This is a genomic window from Salmonella sp. GDC200615, from assembly GCF_050574145.1.
Taxonomy (GTDB): Bacteria; Pseudomonadota; Gammaproteobacteria; order Enterobacterales; family Enterobacteriaceae; genus Salmonella; species Salmonella enterica.
The window spans coordinates 4560698-4578608 of the sequence record NZ_CP192247.1; the positions used below are offsets into that span (position 1 = coordinate 4560698).

15 protein-coding genes and 4 pseudogenes are annotated in these 17911 nt (G+C 51.1%); 13 read left to right on the forward strand and 6 right to left on the reverse strand.

What is annotated here, in order from left to right:
* The first annotated feature begins 22 nt into the window (after positions 1–22).
* Both ACQ29O_RS22125 and ACQ29O_RS22130 read left to right on the forward strand, forming a co-directional pair.
* Entirely contained in the window at positions 23–334 is a 312-nt protein-coding gene (locus ACQ29O_RS22125) for a type II toxin-antitoxin system HigB family toxin (RefSeq protein ID WP_000558168.1), read from the forward strand.
* The gene (locus tag ACQ29O_RS22130; RefSeq protein WP_001259009.1) at positions 331–777 is read left to right on the forward strand and encodes a helix-turn-helix domain-containing protein; all 447 of its coding nucleotides are present in this window, start codon (positions 331–333) and stop codon (positions 775–777) included. The genes ACQ29O_RS22125 and ACQ29O_RS22130 overlap by 4 nt, the downstream gene beginning before the upstream one ends.
* Before the next feature lie 14 nt (positions 778–791).
* Here ACQ29O_RS22130 and fabY read toward each other — a convergent pair whose 3' ends face one another.
* From fabY to ACQ29O_RS22160, 6 genes are all read right to left on the reverse strand, one after another.
* Positions 792–1733 (reverse strand): fatty acid biosynthesis protein FabY, encoded by a 942-nt coding sequence (fabY, locus tag ACQ29O_RS22135; RefSeq protein ID WP_001518251.1) that lies wholly within the window; start codon positions 1731–1733, stop codon positions 792–794.
* 44 nt (positions 1734–1777) lie between these two features.
* A complete protein-coding gene (dtd, locus tag ACQ29O_RS22140) occupies positions 1778–2215 on the reverse strand; it encodes a D-aminoacyl-tRNA deacylase (RefSeq protein ID WP_000560968.1) in 438 nt (145 codons plus the stop codon).
* Positions 2212–3084, reverse strand: a complete 873-nt coding sequence (locus ACQ29O_RS22145; protein WP_000921423.1) for a virulence factor BrkB family protein — start codon at positions 3082–3084, stop codon at positions 2212–2214. The genes dtd and ACQ29O_RS22145 overlap by 4 nt, the downstream gene beginning before the upstream one ends.
* Positions 3078–3677, reverse strand: a complete 600-nt coding sequence (gene yihX, locus ACQ29O_RS22150) for a glucose-1-phosphatase (RefSeq protein ID WP_000965695.1) — start codon at positions 3675–3677, stop codon at positions 3078–3080. The genes ACQ29O_RS22145 and yihX overlap by 7 nt, the downstream gene beginning before the upstream one ends.
* Positions 3678–3867: 190 nt before the next feature.
* The gene (locus ACQ29O_RS22155; RefSeq protein WP_000059693.1) at positions 3868–4671 is read right to left on the reverse strand and encodes a DeoR/GlpR family DNA-binding transcription regulator; all 804 of its coding nucleotides are present in this window, start codon (positions 4669–4671) and stop codon (positions 3868–3870) included.
* A gap of 33 nt (positions 4672–4704) precedes the next feature.
* Complete coding sequence (locus ACQ29O_RS22160) at positions 4705–5601, reverse strand: sugar kinase (RefSeq protein WP_001520529.1); 897 nt, start codon at positions 5599–5601, stop codon at positions 4705–4707.
* 164 nt (positions 5602–5765) lie between these two features.
* Between ACQ29O_RS22160 and yihU the strand changes: the two genes are divergently transcribed.
* The 11 genes and pseudogenes from yihU to ACQ29O_RS22215 all read left to right on the forward strand — a co-directional run bounded on the left by yihU (position 5766) and on the right by ACQ29O_RS22215 (position 17911).
* Positions 5766–6662, forward strand: a complete 897-nt coding sequence (gene yihU, locus ACQ29O_RS22165; RefSeq protein ID WP_000268248.1) for a sulfolactaldehyde 3-reductase — start codon at positions 5766–5768, stop codon at positions 6660–6662.
* A gap of 22 nt (positions 6663–6684) precedes the next feature.
* A pseudogene (yihT, locus tag ACQ29O_RS22170) lies at positions 6685–7101 on the forward strand (sulfofructosephosphate aldolase); the annotation flags it as partial.
* Between the two features lie 54 nt (positions 7102–7155).
* A complete protein-coding gene (gene yihS, locus ACQ29O_RS22175) occupies positions 7156–8397 on the forward strand; it encodes a sulfoquinovose isomerase (protein ID WP_000870888.1) in 1242 nt (413 codons plus the stop codon).
* Positions 8398–8400: 3 nt separating this feature from the next.
* Positions 8401–9258 (forward strand): annotated as a pseudogene (locus ACQ29O_RS22180) (aldose-1-epimerase).
* A gap of 43 nt (positions 9259–9301) precedes the next feature.
* Positions 9302–11338 carry an alpha-glucosidase gene (locus ACQ29O_RS22185; protein ID WP_001087039.1) on the forward strand — a complete coding sequence of 679 codons (2037 nt, stop codon included), beginning with the start codon at positions 9302–9304 and terminating at the stop codon, positions 11336–11338.
* 45 nt (positions 11339–11383) lie between these two features.
* A pseudogene (locus ACQ29O_RS22190) lies at positions 11384–12773 on the forward strand (MFS transporter).
* Between the two features lie 45 nt (positions 12774–12818).
* Entirely contained in the window at positions 12819–14240 is a 1422-nt protein-coding gene (locus ACQ29O_RS22195) for an MFS transporter (RefSeq protein WP_020937230.1), read from the forward strand.
* Positions 14241–14307: 67 nt separating this feature from the next.
* The gene (gene ompL / locus ACQ29O_RS22200; protein ID WP_000838828.1) at positions 14308–15000 is read left to right on the forward strand and encodes a porin OmpL; all 693 of its coding nucleotides are present in this window, start codon (positions 14308–14310) and stop codon (positions 14998–15000) included.
* 156 nt (positions 15001–15156) lie between these two features.
* The gene (locus tag ACQ29O_RS22205; protein WP_001042089.1) at positions 15157–16005 is read left to right on the forward strand and encodes an STM4015 family protein; all 849 of its coding nucleotides are present in this window, start codon (positions 15157–15159) and stop codon (positions 16003–16005) included.
* A gap of 12 nt (positions 16006–16017) precedes the next feature.
* Positions 16018–17043: pseudogene (locus ACQ29O_RS22210) on the forward strand (STM4014 family protein).
* Complete coding sequence (locus tag ACQ29O_RS22215; RefSeq protein WP_000282799.1) at positions 17036–17911, forward strand: STM4013/SEN3800 family hydrolase; 876 nt, start codon at positions 17036–17038, stop codon at positions 17909–17911. Before ACQ29O_RS22210 ends, ACQ29O_RS22215 begins: the two are co-directional and overlap by 8 nt.

Genomic DNA, 17911 nt, shown 5'->3' on the forward strand with positions numbered 1-17911 from the left:
AACTTTGTAATGGAACTACATTGTGCATGTTATCAGCCGAAAACCGTTCAATGAAGCGATGCTCATGTATCCAAACCATGAGCTTGCTCTCACTGAGTTGCTGAATGTTCTGGAGAAAAAAACACTCACTCAGCCTGAAGAGATGAAGCGGTATATTCCTTCACTGGATAATTTTAAGCACAGAGATAAATGGTGGGTGATTGATGTTTCTGGTAACAGCCTGAGACTCATTTCCTACATAGATTTCAGGTTACATAAGATATTTGTGAAACATATCGTTTCCCATGCCGAATATGACAAACTGACCGCATATGATCGGGGTAATAAAGAATGAGAACTCATCGTCAGATGGATGCAACCAGCGCAAAAAAGATCGTTGATACCTTCAGCGATGCGGTAAAAAGCGTCCCACTGATGGGGGAAGACCGAAATGACAATGAGTATCGCAGGGCACTAGCGCTAGTGGAGTTTCTGGTCGACCACGACGATCTTGAAAATCCACTATTTGAATTGCTCTGTGCCCGAATCAGTGAATACGAAAAACATGCGCCGGAATTCAAAGCACTCAACCAACACCTGGAGAAAACGCCCCCTGGCGTTTCAGTATTGCGAACGCTCATGGATCAATACGGTCTCAAAGCAGCAGATCTTGCCAACGAACTTGGTTCTAAATCGAACGTCAGCAACATCTTAAATGGCCGCAGAGCACTAACGGTTAATCATATTAAAGCGCTTACACAACGCTTCAAACTACCAGCAGATGCCTTCATCGAGTAGTTGGAGATGTCCAGCTACTCCTCCTCATTCCCGCCCTCTTCATACGGGCCGAACGGTTTCGCAGGTAGTACGATATAAATGCCTTCGAAAATTGCCCCAGCGGTCTCGCCGCCCAACAGTTCAACCTGCAACTGGACACGCGCTTTTTTACCCCGCGCCAGCCTGTCCAAATCACCGCTTAGCGACCCCAAATCAGCCACGGCGTTTGGCTTTCCGCTAATGGGTTTACTGTAGCGAATATGGGCGTCAGCAAGAATAATCGTCCCGCCCAGGTGGCGTTCACGGAGCATCAGCCAGATAAGTCCCCATCCGGTCAGCGTCGCCAGGGAGAACAAGCTGCCGGCAAACACCGTGTGATGCGGATTTTGATTACCGGTTTCCGGCATCGTGGTGATAAATTTTTGCCCGGTGTACTGCTGAATGCGCACCCCCATCTTTTCACTCAATGGAATGTGCTCATACCAGGCCTGCTGAAGCTGCCCGCACCAGTCGCCGCGATGCAGGATATCATCCAGCGATGCTACCGGTTTAATCATCAGAAAATGGCGGATTGGCGTGGTTGTGGGCGTAGTAATCTCCCCCTGATTGACAAACCCGAGTTTGGCAAAGAACTCAACCGCATCTTCGCGCGCACTGCAGGTGACGCGCTTAACGCCCTCCTGGCGGGCAACAGACTCCAGGGTCATCGCCATTAATGTCCCCAGCCCTTTATCCTGTACCGAGGGATGTACAGCCATAAAACGGATAGACGCCTCGTTATCTGCATTGATATACAGGCGGCCCACTGCAACTAAATTTCCTTCTTCGTCCACCACCATTTGATGGTGCGCCAACGCATCCCAGCCATCCCGCTCCGACCCTTTCGGCTGGTGCAGCGGTTTACGCAGCATCTCCCAGCGAAACTGGTAGTAACGTTCTAATTCTTCTTCTGTTTGCGGAACTCGAAGGTGATACATAGCCGTACTCTCTCTTGTTATCCGCGGCCACGCCGGAAGCTGACTCATACCTGGAGCCAGAATGTCACGGGGCCGTCATTAACCAGCTCAACCTGCATATCGGCAGCGAAGCGTCCGGTTTGCGTGTCTATCGCCTGCTGGCGGCAGCGTTCGACAAAATATTCATAAAGCGCCTGAGCGCGATCCGGCGCAGCCCCGCCGGAAAAGCTTGGTCGCATACCACGCTCGGTATCTGCCGCCAGCGTAAACTGCGACACCACCAGCACGCTGCCGCCAGCCTGTTGTACATTCAGATTCATCTTGCCGTCAGCATCGCTGAAGATACGGTATCCCAGCACGCGCTCGCACAGACGATTCGCTTTTTGTTCGTCATCTTCTTTTTCGACACCCAATAACACCAAAAGTCCCGGGCCGATTTCACCCGTCACCTCGTCCTCCACGGTGACGCTGGCACGGGTTACGCGTTGAATTAATGCAATCATGGTTGGTCAGCTTCTTCTTGTTCTGCGGCTTGTTTGAGTTTTCGGTATTCCCCGAGAGTGACAGTTATTTCTGCGCCAAGCAAGACTATACACCAGGTCCAGTATACCCAGACAAACAGGATAGGGATCACTGCCAGTACGCCATAAATGAGCTGATATGACGGGAACATGGTGATATAAAGCGCGAAACCTTTCTTTCCGGCCTCGAACAGCAACGCTGCGACAAACGCGCCGACAAGGGCGTCACGGTTCGGTACGCGAGTTGTTGGGACAATACTGTAAAGTAACCAGAATGAGATCCACGAGAGCAGCAGCGGAAGGATGCGCAATACATTGTCGATGACCGTATTCAGATCGCTGGCCCAGCGTAAAGAAAGCAGGTAGGAGCTGATCGCCAGGCTGGCACCGGCGAGAAGCGGGCCGAGCGTGAGGATCATCCAGTATACCGCAAAAGAGTACACTTTTGGCCGTGTGCGTTTGCTGCGCCAGATAGTGTTTAAGGCGCTATCAATGGCGTACATCAACAGCAATGCCGTCACAATCAGTCCACAGGCGCCCACCGCCGTCATTTTGTTGGAGTTAGCGACAAACTGCTCAATATAGCGCTGAATCACGTCTCCGGTGGCTGGCATAAAGTTAGCAAAAATAAAATGGCGTAACTGAATGCTGACATCAGAAAACATCGGAAAAGCAGCGAAAAGGGCAAAAACGACGGCAATGAGCGGTACTAAGGAGAGTAATGAGACATAAGCGAGATTTCCCGCCAGAGTCGTCATATTATCCTCATCGATACGCTGCCATAATAGCTTGAGCCAGGCCCGAACAGGGCGCGTATGGCGTCCAGCTTTTTGGTGAACGGTTTTTAGCATAACAGCTTCGCGAAATAGTCAGGGATGGTGGCTTTATCCTTCACCAGAATGCTGGTGATCCCCAACTGGTTGGCCCCTTCTATATTATCGGCATTGTCGTCGAAAAAGACCGCATCGGCAGCAGAAAAACCTTCTTTCTGCAGGACGTGCTGATAAATACGCGCTTCCGGCTTACGCATTCCCAAATCCTGGGATAAATAAATATGGTCGGCGGCAGCGCGCACCTCCGGATATTCTTCCGGCCAGAAGTGGGTATGCAGTCGGTTAGTATTGGATAGCACCACCACGCGATGCCCCTGCTCGCGCAGTTTATGCATGATAGCAATCACTTCGGGCCGTAATCCGACAAATACCGCCTGCCAGCCGTGCGCAAATTGTTCATAACTGAGCGATAACGCCATTTCATGACAGAAAGCTTCAGCAAACGCTTCGTCCGTTATCTCACCGCGTTCATGTTGGTGAAAAGTCTCGCCCATCGTAAATTTTTGCTTCAGCGAAGCCAGCGGTACTCGACTCAGGTCGCTCCACACACCTAATACGCGGTTAAAGTCGATGTCGACAATCACATTACCTAAATCAAAGATGTAGAGCATGTCATTCTCCTTGCTAACCGGGGATGAATAACTGTAGCGGGAAAGGAGAAGTTTGACTATGTATCCCTTTATAAATCAATTAACAAAAAGACAATAGAAACGCAGACGATGTTCAATATCGCCTGCATCACAGCGCCGTTTTATTGGCTGGATAAAGCGCTGACGCGACCATCCGGCACAAGGGCGCTTGTCACGCTGAAACGGCGTCGTCCAGCGAAGGACTCACCTGAACCACTTCGATTTGCTGGGATTGAAGTAAATTCTGTAATGCCGGACCGGGATACTCGTCCGTAAACAGAGCGGTAATCTGTGACACATTGCCGATCTCAACCGCCGCAGAAGCATGGTATTTCGTATGATCGGCGGCCAGCAGAATATGTCGCGAGTGGGCCATCATGGTTTTCACTACGCTGGCTTCGTTGACATCAAACTCCAGTAACGCGCCATCGCTCTCTATCGCGCCTACGCTGGTGACGAGATAGTCCGCCCGGAACCCCGCCACAAACGCCGCCGCGGATGGCCCGATAATGCCGCTATTATGCGGGCGCAGCGTGCCGCCAGGCACCATCACTTCAAAGCGAGGGTTATTATAAAGAATGTGCGCGACGCGCAGGCTATTGGTGATAATGCGCAGATGATTATGGTTGAGCAGCGCGCGCGCCACCTGCTCAACCGTCGTTCCAATCGTGATAAATATCGTGGAGCCATCCGGAATATAGTCAGCCACGGCTTCCGCAATGGCTTTTTTCTCTTGCGTCCAGGAGACCTCTCGCTGCTCAAAGGCGGTATTGACCACACTGGACGCTCTGCCAGCGCCGCCGTGATGACGCGTAATCAGCCCCTGCTCGCTTAATTTACGAATATCGCGGCGAACCGTCTGGGTAGAGACCTCCAACAAACTGGCTAACTCATCGATATTCATATAGCCGCGCTCATCAATTAGCATTAACAGCCGATCGTGTCGCGGATTACCGGTCAGTTCGGTAAGACTCATGAGCATTCCTCTAAAAGCTTCCTACTGCTCATATTATACAAAAAGTGACAAGAAAGATCGGGTTTGCTCACAATCAGGGATACCCGCCCGGCCACCCGGGCGCGTACACTTCAGCGCGGCAACGCCGCTGGCGAATCTGACAGCCTCTTCGATGGCGTATCCGCTTGCCAGGCCAAATGCCAGTGCGCCATGAAAAACATCGCCCGCGCCAGTAGTATCCACCACCTCCACGGTAAAACCCGGTTGGTGGCGTACCGCCGCTTTTTCCAACCAGTTGCAGCCTTCGCTGCCTCGCGTGACATAGACATGTCCATTTGTGAGCATTTGTGCTTTTTTTAGCGCATCAATGGCTTCGCTCATCCCCGTCAGGCGTGCCAGCCCTGGCTCGGAGAAGGCGGCGTGGTCGCTTAACGCCACCAGCTCGCTAATATCCTGCGGCGTAATATCGCCATCAAGAACAGTCATGACGCCAGCCTGACGCGCCAGCGTAAACGCCTGTTTTGCGCCGTCATGCCAGCGCACATCCGCCAACACCACATCCCACTGCGAAAAATCGATGTCGTTAAGCCAGTCGGCGTCAGGTAATAAATCCGGGCTGGGATAATTAACGATAATCCGCTCTCCTTTGGCATCCACCATAATCGCTGACTGCGAGGACATGGCCTGCGTGTAGCGGCGGGTATAGCGGGTATTTACCCCCAGGGATTCCAGTTCCGCCAGCAGGCTGTTTCCGGTGTCGTCATCGCCCACACGGCCAATAAAGTCCACCTGCGCGCCCAATTTCGCCGCAGCCACGGCAGCGGTCGCCGCAGGCCCGCCGCCCACTTCCGTATAGCGCTTCGCCACATATTTACCCCCTTCTGTCGGTAATCCTTCCACGTAATAGATGCGATCCATCACGGTAATACCTACACAAGCAATACGAACCATGGTCATTCCTCAAGCATTTTCGATGTGATCATTTTAATTTCACGAAATGTTTAAAAAGTGACGGCTGTCAATTTTTTGACTATAAATTACAAATACGATCACAAACAGACAGAAAAAGGCTCATTAATGACAAAAAATGACACCACCGTGTTCAGGAGAACGATATGGCAGTTATAGCATTTATCGGGTTGGGACAGATGGGCTCCCCTATGGCGAGCAATCTGCTAAAGCAGGGCCATCAACTCAGCGTCTTCGATGTTAATCCCGACGCCGTACAGCGTCTGGTAGACAAAGGCGCGCAACCTGCAAGCAGCCCGGCTCAGGCAACCATCGGCGCTGAATTTGTTATCACCATGCTCCCGAACGGCGATCTGGTTCGTTCCGTTTTGTTTGGCGAGCAAGGCGTTTGTGAAACTCTTTCCCGTGAAGCGCTGGTCATTGATATGTCCACTATTCATCCGTTGCAAACCGATAAGCTGATTGCCGACATGCAGAGCAAAGGGTTCAGCATGATGGATGTGCCGGTAGGCCGGACATCCGACAACGCGATTACCGGCACATTGTTGCTGCTGGCAGGCGGTACGGCGGAGCAAGTAGAGCGTGCTACCCCTGTTCTGATGGCGATGGGTAATGAGCTGGTCAACACCGGCGGCCCGGGAATGGGTATTCGCGTAAAACTGATCAACAACTACATGAGTATTGCGCTAAATGCGCTCTCCGCCGAAGCCGCCGTGCTGTGTGAAGCGCTGGGGCTTTCCTTCGACGTGGCTTTAAAAGTGATGAGCGGCACTGCCGCAGGCAAAGGGCATTTCACCACCACCTGGCCGAATAAAGTGATGAAAGGAGATCTGTCTCCCGCCTTCATGATCGATCTGGCGCACAAAGATCTTGGCATCGCGTTGGATGTCGCCAATCAACTGCACGTACCGATGCCGCTCGGCGCCGCCTCCCGTGAAGTTTATAACCTGGCGCGGGCCGCAGGCCGCGGTCGGGAAGACTGGAGCGCCATCCTGGAACAGGTGCGCATCAGCGCCGGGCTGACCGCCAACGTAAAAAAGTAACGACTGTATAAAGGAAAATTGAATGAACAACTACACCATCAAAGACATTACGCGAGCGTCCGGCGGGTTTGCCATGCTGGCTGTCGATCAGCGCGAGGCGATGCGTTTAATGTTTGCTGCTGCTGGTGCGAAAACACCCGTTGCCGATAGCGTGCTGACGGATTTCAAAGTGAATGCGGCGAAAATTCTTTCCCCGTATGCCTCTGCCGTTCTGCTGGATCAGCAGTTCTGTTATCACCAGGCCGTAGAACAAAACGCGGTCGCTAAAAGCTGCGCCATGATCGTCGCGGCGGATGATTTCATCCCGGGCAACGGTATTCCCGTTGATAACGTGGTCATTGATAAAAAAATTAATGCGCAGGCGGTAAAACGGGATGGCGCGAAAGCCTTAAAACTGTTGGTGCTGTGGCGCAGCGATGAAGACGCGCAGCAGCGTCTGGGCGAGATCGTCGATGAAATGATGGCGAAACGTCGTTAATACGAGGATGAAAGAATGAAATGGTTTAACACGTTGAGCCACAACCACTGGCTGGAGCAGGAAACCGACCGCATCTTTAATTTCGGTAAAAACGCCGTGGTGCCGACAGGCTTCGGCTGGCTGGGAAATAAAGGGCAAATTAAAGAAGAGATGGGCACCCATCTTTGGATCACGGCGCGTATGTTGCACGTTTATTCCGTGGCGGCGTCGATGGGCCGACCGGGCGCTTATGATCTGGTCGATCATGGCATCAAAGCCATGAACGGCGCGCTGCGCGATAAAAAATACGGCGGCTGGTATGCCTGCGTTAACGATCAGGGCGTGGTGGATGCCTCTAAACAGGGCTATCAACACTTCTTCGCCTTGCTGGGCGCGGCCAGCGCCGTCACGACCGGGCATCCTGAAGCCAGGAAATTGCTGGATTACACCATAGAAGTGATTGAGAAATACTTCTGGAGTGAAGAAGAGCAGATGTGCCTGGAGTCCTGGGACGAAGCCTTCAGCCAGACGGAAGATTACCGTGGCGGTAACGCCAATATGCACGCCGTCGAAGCGTTCCTGATTGTTTATGACGTTACCCATGACAAAAAATGGCTGGATCGCGCGCTGCGTATCGCGTCGGTAATTATTCATGATGTGGCGCGCAACGGTGATTACCGCGTCAATGAGCACTTCGATTCACAGTGGAACCCTATCCGCGACTACAACAAAGATAATCCTGCCCACCGTTTCCGCGCCTACGGCGGTACGCCAGGTCACTGGATTGAATGGGGCCGTCTGATGCTCCATCTCCATGCTGCGCTGGAGGCCCGCTTCGAAACGCCACCCGCCTGGCTGCTGGAAGACGCGAAAGGTCTGTTCCATGCCACTATCCGCGACGCCTGGGCGCCAGATGGCGCAGACGGTTTTGTCTACTCAGTCGACTGGGACGGTAAACCTATCGTACGTGAACGCGTGCGCTGGCCGATTGTGGAAGCGATGGGTACGGCCTACGCCCTCCACACCCTGACGGGCGATAGCCAGTATGAAGAGTGGTATCAGAAATGGTGGGACTACTGCATTAAGTACCTGATGGACTATGAAAATGGTTCCTGGTGGCAAGAGCTGGACGCCGATAACAAAGTGACCACCAAAGTGTGGGACGGCAAGCAAGATATTTACCATCTGCTGCACTGTCTGGTCATTCCTCGTCTGCCACTGGCGCCGGGCCTGGCTCCGGCGGTCGCGGCGGGTCTCCTGGATATCAACGCGAAATAGGTCATGAGGATGGCAGCCATGCATAGCGGTGGAAAAACTATTCAGCTTAATGCGGGCCATTACCAGGCGAAAATCGTCACGGTTGGCGCAGGTCTGGCGGAACTGACTCATCATGGACGTCATGTGGTCATCCCGCATAAACCGGAAGAAATACCCATGGCGCATCTGGGGAAAGTATTGATTCTCTGGCCAAATCGCGTGACAAATGGCTGCTACTCCTATAACGGCAAAGTTTTCCAGCTTGCCGTTAACGACCCGGTTTCGCAGACCGCCATTCACGGTCTGTTAGCCTGGCGAGACTGGCAGATTAATTATCAGTCGACGACGGAAGCGTCGCTAACGATTTTTCTGCCGCCCTCTTACGGCTATCCCTTTGCGTTGATATCGGAAGTGATTTATCGGTTAGATGCCGCCAGTGGGCTGCACGTATTGATTCGTACGCAAAACATTGGCGATGAATAAGCCCCTTATGGCGCGGGCGCACATCCTTATTTGACTTGTAACCTGCAAAGCATCGATAGCTGTGTATTAACACTGCCGGCAAGCGAAGAATTGCCCGCAGGCAGAGATTTTTCCGCATCATGCCTGCTCGGCGAAACGCGCCTTGATCATGCGGTTAAGACCGCGACTACCCCGGCTGAGTGGGAGGTCAGACTTACCAGCCCAACGCAGAACATGTCCACATTTTTACGCAGCACCCAGCCCTGGTTGCAGATCTATACCGGCGAAAAACTCAGCCGAAAAGGTCTCGCGGTAGAGCCTATGAGCTGCCCGCCCGATGCATTTAATTCCGGGATCGCACTGATTCATCTTGCCCCAAAAGCGATCCATCAACTGCATTTTTCCATCGGCTGCGACTAGCCCAAATGGATTACCGAATTACCCTACATTCACGGAGATTACAATGAATTCTCTACCACAACGGTCAACCGATTTTGAACTGACAACATCACAGGATGGTTTTGCGCTTAGCTGGCAACAGCGCCTGATTTTACGCCACAGCACCGAAAATCCCTGTCTGTGGATTGGCGCGGGCGTTGCCGACATTGACATGTTTCGCGGCAACTTCAGCATCAAAGACAAACTTAACGAAAAGATTGCATTAACGGAGGCCACCGTCAGCGAGCTACCCGACGGCTGGCTGGTACAATTCAGCCGTGGCGCAACAATTAGCGCCACCCTTCGCATCTCCGCCGATGAGGCGGGACGCCTGAAGCTGGATCTGCAAAACGACGACCTGCACCATAACCGTATCTGGTTACGCCTCGCAGCTAATCCAGACGACCATATCTACGGCTGCGGCGAACAGTTCTCTTATTTCGATTTGCGCGGCAAGCCGTTCCCGCTGTGGACCAGCGAACAGGGCGTTGGCCGTAATAAAACCAGCTATGTCACCTGGCAGGCAGACTGTAAAGAGAACGCCGGCGGCGACTATTACTGGACCTTCTTCCCGCAACCGACCTTTGTCAGCACGCAGAAGTATTACTGCCACGTCGATAATAGCTGCTATATGAATTTCGACTTCAGCGCGCCGGAGTATCACGAACTGGCGCTGTGGGAAGATAAAACTACGCTACGTTTTGAGTGTGCCGACACCTACATCGCCCTGCTGGAAAAACTGACTGCGCTGTTAGGTCGCCAGCCGGAGCTGCCGGACTGGGTTTACGACGGCGTCACGCTAGGCATTCAGGGCGGTACGGAAGTTTGCCAGCAAAAACTGGATACCATGCGCAACGCAGGCGTAAAAGTGAACGGTATTTGGGCGCAGGACTGGTCCGGCATTCGCATGACCTCCTTTGGCAAACGCGTGATGTGGAACTGGAAGTGGAATAGCGACAACTATCCACAGCTGGATAGCCGTATCAAACAGTGGAAAGAAGAAGGCGTCCAGTTCCTCTCTTATATCAACCCATACGTCGCCAGTGATAAAGACCTCTGCGCCGAGGCGGCGAAACACGGCTACCTGGCGAAAGACGCCACGGGCGGCGACTATCTGGTCGAGTTTGGCGAATTCTATGGCGGCGTGGTCGATCTGACCAATCCTGAAGCTTACGACTGGTTCAAAGACGTCATCAAAAAGAACATGATCGCGCTCGGCTGCAGCGGCTGGATGGCGGATTTCGGCGAATACCTGCCAACCGACACTTACCTGCACAACGGCGTCAGTGCCGAAATTATGCATAACGCGTGGCCCGCACTGTGGGCGAAATGTAACTACGAAGCGCTACAGGAGACCGGCAAGCTCGGCGAGATCCTGTTCTTTATGCGTGCGGGCTACACCGGCAGTCAGAAGTACTCCACCATGATGTGGGCAGGCGATCAAAACGTTGACTGGAGCCTTGATGATGGACTGGCCTCGGTCGTTCCTGCCGCACTGTCGCTGGCAATGACCGGTCACGGTCTGCACCACAGCGATATCGGCGGTTACACCACGTTGTTTGACATGAAACGCAGCAAAGAGCTGTTGCTGCGCTGGTGTGATTTCAGCGCCTTCACCCCAATGATGCGCACCCATGAAGGCAACCGCCCTGGCGATAACTGGCAGTTTGATGGCGATGAGGAAACCATTGCCCACTTTGCCCGTATGACCACCGTCTTTACCACGCTGAAACCGTATCTCAAGCAGGCGGTGGCGCAAAACGCGGATACCGGTCTGCCGGTCATGCGTCCGCTATTCCTGCACTACGAGAACGATGCCGCAACCTACACCCTGAAATATCAATATCTGCTCGGTCAGGATCTGCTGGTCGCGCCGGTTCACGAGCAGGGGCGTTGCGACTGGACGCTGTACCTGCCGGAAGATCACTGGGTGAATATCTGGACCGGTGAAGTTCACCACGGCGGTGAAATTACCGTGGATGCGCCCATTGGCAAACCGCCGGTCTTCTATCGCGCGAAGAGCGAGTGGGCTTCACTTTTTGCTTCTTTACGGAATATCTAATACGGCTCGCCCGCAGGGAAACCTGCGGGCAGATGGAGAAGAATAATGAGTCAAACATCATCGAATCCGGCAACCCTACGCTTGCCGTTTAAAGAAAAACTTGCCTATGGACTGGGGGATTTAGGTTCCAATATCCTGTTAGATATCGGGACCCTCTATTTACTCAAGTTTTATACCGATGTCCTTGGTTTACCGGGAACTTATGGCGGTATCATTTTCCTGATCGCCAAATTTTTTACCGCATTTACCGATATGGGTACCGGCATTATGCTCGACTCGCGGCGTAAAATTGGTCCGAAGGGCAAATTCCGCCCGTTCGTGCTTTACGCGGCATTTCCGGTAACGCTACTGGCGATTGCTAACTTTGTCGGCACACCGTTTGAGGTGACGGGAAAAACCGTCGTCGCAACGATGCTGTTTATGCTGTACGGGCTGGTTTTCAGCATGATGAACTGCTCGTATGGCGCGATGGTACCCGCGATTACCAAGAACCCGGATGAACGCGCCTCGCTTGCCGCCTGGCGTCAGGGCGGCGCCACTCTCGGCCTGCTGCTGTGTACCGTTGGCTTTGTGCCGGTCATGAACCTGATCGAAGGCAATGCCCAACTCAGCTATATTTTCGCCGCCACGCTATTTTCATTGTTTGGCCTGCTATTTATGTGGCTGTGCTACGCCGGCGTTAAAGAGCGCTACGTCGAAGTGAAACCTGTCGATAGCGCGCAAAAGCCTGGATTATTGCAGTCGTTCCGCGCCATCGCCGGTAACCGTCCGCTGTTTATTCTGTGTATCGCCAACCTTTGTACTCTTGGCGCCTTCAACGTCAAACTGGCGATTCAGGTTTATTACACCCAGTACGTTCTTAACGACCCGATCCTCCTCTCCTGGATGGGCTTCTTTAGCATGGGCTGTATTTTTATCGGCGTTTTTTTGATGCCCGGCGCTGTAAGGCGTTTTGGCAAGAAGAAAGTCTATATCGGCGGGCTGTTAATATGGGTGGCAGGCGATCTGCTCAACTACTTCTTTGGCGGCGGCTCGGTCAGTTTTGTCGCCTTCTCCTGCCTGGCGTTCTTCGGTTCCGCCTTCGTCAACAGCCTGAACTGGGCGCTGGTTTCCGACACGGTGGAGTACGGTGAATGGCGCACCGGCGTCCGCTCGGAAGGGACGGTTTACACCGGCTTCACGTTCTTCCGTAAGGTCTCCCATCTCCCAGGCGCTGGCAGGGTTCTTCCCCGGCTGGATGCTAACGCAAATCGGTTATATCCCGAATGTGGTGCAATCGGCAGGCACCGTCGAAGGCCTACGCCAGTTGATCTTTATTTATCCTTGCGTGCTGGCGGTCATCACCATTATTGCGATGGGCTGTTTCTACAACCTCAACGAGAAGATGTACGTGCGAATTGTGGAAGAGATTGAGGCCCGGAAACATACGGTTTAACAACAATAAAATATAACGCCCTGCGGGGCGTTTTGAGAGGCGATTATGTCTAATCATGATCCGCTAACGCTAAAGTTGAGCCTGCGGGAAAAATGCGCCTATGGCGTGGGCGATTTCGGCTCAAATCTGATGCTGTGTATCGGTACGCTGTATCTACTGAAGTTTTATACCGATGAACTCGGGATGCCTGCATATTACGGTGGAATTATCTTTCTGGTGGCGAAATTCTTCACCGCTTTTACCGATATGCTCACCGGCGTATTGCTGGACTCACGCCGTAATATTGGCACAAAAGGAAAGTTTCGGCCTTTTATTCTGTATGCGTCATTTCCAGTCGCTCTGGTTGCTACTGCGCAATTCTTTGCCACTCACTTTACTTTACCCGTTAAAACAGCCTTCGCGACGGTGCTGTTTATGTTGTTCGGTCTGTTCTACAGCCTGATGAACTGCTCATACGGCGCGATGGTACCCGCTATTACCAAAAATCCGCATGAGCGGGCCCAGCTCGCCGCATGGCGACAAGGCGGCGCTACCATTGGCCTTCTTCTTTGTACCGTAGGTTTTATGCCCATTCAGGCGCTGTTTACCCGTTCCCCTTCGCTGGGTTATCTGATTGCAGCAGTCATTTTTTCGGTCTGCGGGCTGTTCAGCATGTGGTGGTGCTTTAGCGGGGTGAAAGAACGGTATATCGAAACCGTACCTGACACGCATAAACCCAGCATATTGAAGTCCTTCTGCGCGATTTTTCGTAATCCGCCGCTGCTGGTGCTCTGCGTTGCCAATTTGTGCACGCTGGCCGCCTTTAATATCAAGCTGGCCATTCAGGTTTATTACACTCAGTACGTGCTGAACGATATTCATTTGTTGTCATGGATGGTTTTTTTCAGCATGGGCTGTATCCTGATTGGTGTTTTATTAGTACCTGCTGCGGTAAAACGCTTCGGGAAAAAACAGGTTTATCTTGGTGGTCTGATATTGTGGGCCGTTGGCGATATCCTGAATTTTATCTGGGGTGGAACGTCATTCCTGTTTGTTATTTTCTCTTGTATCGCCTTCTTCGGTACCGCTTTCGTCAACAGCCTGAACTGGGCACTGGTTCCGGATACGGTTGACTACGGTGAATGGAAAACGGGTATTCGCGCTGAAGGCTCGGTGTATACGGGTTATACCTTTTCCCGCAAAATTTCCGCTGCGCTTGCTGGCTTTTTGCCAGGTATTATGCTGACGCAAATCGGTTATATCCCCAACATAGCTCAAAGTGACACCACGTTGCTTGGTTTGCGTCAGCTCATTTTTTTATGGCCTTGCGGTCTTGCCATTATCGCAGCACTAACGATGGGCTTTTTTTATAAGCTCAATGAACAACGTTTCGCTTTTATTATCGAGGAAATTGCCCAACGAAAGAAAACAGGTAATCAAATTGTCGCGACTAATAATAAACAAAGTATTTCTACTGTAAATAATTAAACGACGCTTGCCGCTTTATCCATCCCGATGGATGGCGGCTTCCCTATATTTGAAAAATGGATTTATTATGAAATCTCTGAATACTCTAGTGATATTAACTTCAGTAATATCCACCTCTGTTTTTGCTGGCGCTTATGTAGAAAACCGTGAGGCCTATAACCTGGCGTCTGACCAAATGGAGTTTATGCTGCGCGTCGGCTATAACTCCGATATGGGGGCCGGAATTATGTTGACCAATACCTATACGCTACAGCGTGATGATGAATTAAAGCACGGTTATAATGAGATTGAGGGCTGGTATCCATTATTTAAACCTACAGATAAATTAACCATCCAGCCTGGGGGGTTAATAAACGACAAAAGCATTGGTTCCGGCGGCGCCGTCTATCTGGATGTTAACTATAAATTTACCCCGTGGTTTAATCTTACGGTACGTAACCGATATAATCACAATAATTATAGTTCAACCGATTTGAATGGCGAACTGGATAATAATGACAGCTATGAAATCGGTAACTATTGGAATTTTATCATTACCGATAAATTTTCTTATACCTTTGAACCACACTATTTTTATAACGTTAATGATTTTAATAGTAGTAATGGTACGAAGCATCATTGGGAAATCACTAATACCTTCCGTTATCGTATCAATGAACACTGGTTGCCCTACTTTGAATTACGCTGGTTAGATCGTAACGTGGGTCCCTACCATAGAGAGCAAAACCAGATTCGTATCGGGGCGAAGTATTTCTTCTGATATTATCGCCTCTATTTTTCGAATCTGCATCACAGCGGGTAGTTGTTCTGCCCGCTCATTCATCCTGAATCAGACTCCCGATATCCCGTCTCTAAGCGCCATGATAATATTCGCAAAACGTTTTACCATATTCATGCTTATAGAGAAGGGAAACAAATGAATAAGCGATTTAATATTGATTGGGACAATGAATTAACCCAGGAACAGCTCATTAATTTGATTTTAACCGATGAAGATCTGCCAAAGCTTCGCTCACTGACCATTGGTAACTGGGGTGATTGTTGGGAAGACGAAACCTGCCAGCCTATTATTGATATGATTGTGGAGAACGCCTCCCGCTTTACTCACCTGGAATCACTGTTTATCGGTGATATGGAGAGCGAAGACTGCGAGATCTCCTGGATTAAACAAGGTGACTATTCCAGGCTCTATGCGGCGTTACCCAATCTGAAAGAACTGATTATTAAAGGCGCGTCGGATCTGCGACTGGGCGCTATACATCATGAGAAACTGGAGCACCTGGAAATCATTTCCGGCGGCATCCCTTCTAACGTACTTGCCGAACTACAAAATGCGCAGCTCCCTGCATTAAAAACGCTGAAGCTCTTCCTGGGCGTAGAGGAATACGGTTTTGACGGTTCGCTGGATGACGTGATGGCACTGGCATCGAAAGACCTTTTCCCTCAGCTCACCCATCTGGGGTTGATGAACAGCGAAGAGCAGGATGATATCGCCCGCCGGGTGCTGGAAAGTAATATCCTGCCGCAGCTTAACGTGCTGGAACTCTCATGCGGTACCTTAACGGACAACGGCGCAGAGGCGCTGCTGGAGCATAAAGACCGAATTGCGCATCTGGAAACACTCGATCTCCACCACCACTATTTGACGCCGGAGATGCAGGAAAAGCTAAAAGCCACACTGCCGATAAACCTGAATCTTTCAGAAGCTCTGGAGCCTGATGATTACGATGGCGATATTTATATGAATGCGATGTACACCGAGTGATTGTGTAGGGGAATGTGCACATTCCCCTACACAACGATAAAGGGATTTATTGTGATTACGCTCATTGGCCCCCGTCAGAGCAAGCGCACGCATTATTTTATGCAGGCTGCCGCCGTACTTGGGGAACCCGTCACGGCGCTGACTCATCCGCAAGCGCTGGACGCTTCGCTGACCTCTGGCATCGTTAAAATCGACCCGCCAGTACACAGTGAAACAGACATCCGCAAAATAAACGCGATCGGTCTGGACTATATCCATTTTTTGCAGAACATGGCGGCGCGTCCTGGCGTCACCTGGCTTAACCATCCGGCGGGCCTCATTCACCTGTTGGATAAAAAACTCTGCAAGCGGCGCTTACTGTAACACGGCATCCCCACGCCGCCGTTGGTAGCGGAAGACGTAAAAAGTTTTGTACAGCTCACCGCCATCATGGAGGAAAAAAGGGTCGCCAGCGTGTTCATTAAGCCCTCGCTGGGTTCTGGCGCGGCGGGCGTTATCGCTTTGCGCCGCCACCCTGATGGCATAAAGCAGGTGCTTTACAGCGCGATTGCCATATCAGGACAACAGCTATTTAACAGCAAAAAAATCCAACAGTATCGTCAGAAAGAAGATATCCAGCTCATTATTGATGGCGTTCTTCAGCAGGAAAACCTCGTCGAACAGTGGCTGCCCAAAGCCAACGTAAAGCATAAAACCTATGATTTACGCATCGTCTGCCTGGATGGCGAAATTATCTGGCGAGTGGTCAGAACCTCCTCGCAGCCCATTACTAACTTACATCTGCAAAACCAGGCTTACTGCTTCGAAAGTCTGGAGTTATCTGCCGCAAAAGTGACTGAGATCGATACGCTCTGTCAAAATGCCATGCGGCTTTTCCCTGGCATTCGCTTAGCGGGTATTGATGTTTTACTTACTACCAGCCTGACGCCGTATGTTATTGAAATTAATGGCCAGGGTGATTTGATTTATCAGGATGCGCAGCAGAATAATCTAATTTATCAGGCGCAAATCCGGGCCATGAGGAAGCAAAATGTATAATTCAATGGATGAAGTCCCCGTCTCGCTGCACGCGTCGATTGACACAGGCGATGGCGAATTCGATATGAATACGCTAATTAGTAATAACGCTCATATTCTTTTTATTGTGCTGGACTCGTTACGCTACGATATTGCGCTTCAGGAACAAACCGCCGGAAATACGCCCAACCTTAATCATTATGGACAATGGACGAAATGCGAGGCGGCCGGTAATTTTACCTGGCCTTCGCATCACGCCATGTTTTCAGGTTTTATGCCAAAACCTATTGATGATACCGTTAATCAGACCATGCTGTTTTTCCCAAAAGATATCGGACTTGGTCGTAAAGGGCCGAAAAATGCATTTGCCTTTGATGACGCAACATGGATAAAAAGTCTGGAAAATAAAGGCTACCAGACCATCTGTATTGGCGGCGTCTCTTTCTTTAATAACCGCTCCGGCATGGGAAAAGTGTTCCCGTCGATGTTTAAAGAGAGTTACTGGCATCCACGATTTGCCTGTACGGTTAAAGAAAGTATGGATAACCAGATCCATTATATCCAGAAAATCATGGCCGAGCGTGCTGGCAGCCAACCGGTCATGATGTATATCAATATCGACACGATTCATTACCCTAACCATTTTTACGTTGAGGGCGCGGCCCCTGGCGATACCGTTGAGACCCATGCCGCCGCGCTACGCTATATCGACGCCCGCATCGACGGATTACTAAACATTTTCCGCCAAACCGGCGGCGAAACGTTCGTTATTGTCTGCTCCGATCACGGTACCTGCTATGGCGAAGACGGGAAATATTTCCATAGTTTTAATCATCCGATCGTTAATACCGTTCCCTATATGCATTTCTTGCTGAGCTGTAATCATTAA

Excerpts from the sequence above, each read along its gene's own strand:
- ACQ29O_RS22130 (WP_001259009.1), top strand. The coding sequence starts at position 331 with ATGAGAACTCATCGTCAGATGGATGCAACCAGCGCAAAAAAGATCGTT.
- fabY (WP_001518251.1), bottom strand. The coding sequence starts at position 1,733 with ATGTATCACCTTCGAGTTCCGCAAACAGAAGAAGAATTAGAACGTTAC.
- dtd (WP_000560968.1), bottom strand. The coding sequence starts at position 2,215 with ATGATTGCATTAATTCAACGCGTAACCCGTGCCAGCGTCACCGTGGAG.
- ACQ29O_RS22145 (WP_000921423.1), bottom strand. The coding sequence starts at position 3,084 with ATGCTAAAAACCGTTCACCAAAAAGCTGGACGCCATACGCGCCCTGTT.
- yihX (WP_000965695.1), bottom strand. The coding sequence starts at position 3,677 with ATGCTCTACATCTTTGATTTAGGTAATGTGATTGTCGACATCGACTTT.
- ACQ29O_RS22155 (WP_000059693.1), bottom strand. The coding sequence starts at position 4,671 with ATGAGTCTTACCGAACTGACCGGTAATCCGCGACACGATCGGCTGTTA.
- ACQ29O_RS22160 (WP_001520529.1), bottom strand. The coding sequence starts at position 5,601 with ATGGTTCGTATTGCTTGTGTAGGTATTACCGTGATGGATCGCATCTAT.
- yihU (WP_000268248.1), top strand. The coding sequence starts at position 5,766 with ATGGCAGTTATAGCATTTATCGGGTTGGGACAGATGGGCTCCCCTATG.
- yihS (WP_000870888.1), top strand. The coding sequence starts at position 7,156 with ATGAAATGGTTTAACACGTTGAGCCACAACCACTGGCTGGAGCAGGAA.
- ACQ29O_RS22185 (WP_001087039.1), top strand. The coding sequence starts at position 9,302 with ATGAATTCTCTACCACAACGGTCAACCGATTTTGAACTGACAACATCA.
- ACQ29O_RS22195 (WP_020937230.1), top strand. The coding sequence starts at position 12,819 with ATGTCTAATCATGATCCGCTAACGCTAAAGTTGAGCCTGCGGGAAAAA.
- ompL (WP_000838828.1), top strand. The coding sequence starts at position 14,308 with ATGAAATCTCTGAATACTCTAGTGATATTAACTTCAGTAATATCCACC.
- ACQ29O_RS22205 (WP_001042089.1), top strand. The coding sequence starts at position 15,157 with ATGAATAAGCGATTTAATATTGATTGGGACAATGAATTAACCCAGGAA.
- ACQ29O_RS22215 (WP_000282799.1), top strand. The coding sequence starts at position 17,036 with ATGTATAATTCAATGGATGAAGTCCCCGTCTCGCTGCACGCGTCGATT.